The 1057-nt window shown below is 42.0% G+C and carries 2 protein-coding genes; both read left to right on the top strand.

The window, feature by feature from the left end; all coding sequences use genetic code 11:
- The coding region (locus tag L652_RS0100555; protein WP_024603176.1) for an aminotransferase class III-fold pyridoxal phosphate-dependent enzyme at window positions 1-300 on the top strand (300 nt) is incomplete at its 5' end.
- 85 nt (window positions 301-385) lie between these two features.
- The coding region (locus tag L652_RS0100550) for an arginine N-succinyltransferase (protein ID WP_024603175.1) at window positions 386-1057 on the top strand (672 nt) is incomplete at its 3' end.

Here is a 1057-nt window from a genome sequence, read left to right as displayed (position 1 = left end):
CTGGCTGGCGTAAAAGAAAAAGCCGCATTATTTAATGAACTACTTAGCGCGGTTAACGAAAAATACAACGTATTTAGCGAAATCCGTGGCCAAGGTTTATTAATTGGTGCAGTAGTGAACGAGCAATACAAAGGTCGTGCAAAAGAGTTTTTAGTGGCAGGTACTGAGCAAGGCCTTATGTCACTAGTTGCCGGTGCAGACGTAGTACGTTTTACTCCATCTTTAGTAATTCCTGAAGCGGACATTCGCGAAGGTATGGCACGCTTTGAAAAAGCAGTAGCAAGCGTAGTAAACGCATAAGCGACTTAAGCCAACCAATTAAGGGCAAGCACCGCTTGCCCTGCAATTCCTATTTACCGTTATTTATAAGGGAGCAAGCGGACTCATGATGATCCTTCGCCCAATCCAGCAAAATGATTACTCAGCATTACTGAAAATTGCCCACGAATCTGGGCATGGTTTTACGTCTTTGCCATTAAACGAAGAACTATTGCAAAAGAAAATAGACCATTCTGTAAGTTCATTTGCTAAGCAAACGTCACAACCCGGTGACGAAGGCTACCTGTTTGTTCTTGAAGATAGCGAAACCGGTGATGTTGTAGGTACGTCTGCAATTGAAGCTGCGGTAGGGCTTGATGATGCATTTTATCATTATCACTTAAGTAAAGTGATTCACTCTTCGCGCACATTAAACGTATACAAAGCGGTTGATATTTTAACGCTATGTAACGACTACACAGGCGCTACAGAGCTTTGCACATTGTTTTTAAAAGATGGCTATCGTAAAAATTGTAATGGTAAGCTACTTTCCAAAGCGCGCTTTATGTTTATAAAGCAGCATCAAGAGCGTTTTGCACAAACAGTGATTGCAGAAATGCGCGGTGTGTCTGACGAAAACGGCAGTAGCCCTTTTTGGCAGTGGCTTGAAGAGCACTTTTTCTCAATGGATTTTCCAACAGCCGACTACCTAACAGGTATTGGCCAAAAGGTTTTCATTGCTGAACTAATGCCTAAATACCCAATTTATGTAAATTTGCTAAGTAAAGATGCGCAAGCC

The sequence above is a fragment of the Pseudoalteromonas sp. TB25 genome, from assembly GCF_000497995.1.
In the GTDB taxonomy this organism is placed as follows: domain Bacteria; phylum Pseudomonadota; class Gammaproteobacteria; order Enterobacterales; family Alteromonadaceae; genus Pseudoalteromonas; species Pseudoalteromonas distincta.
The sequence above is the reverse complement of the archived record's forward strand: the minus strand, read 5'-3'. Positions and strand labels throughout refer to the sequence as shown.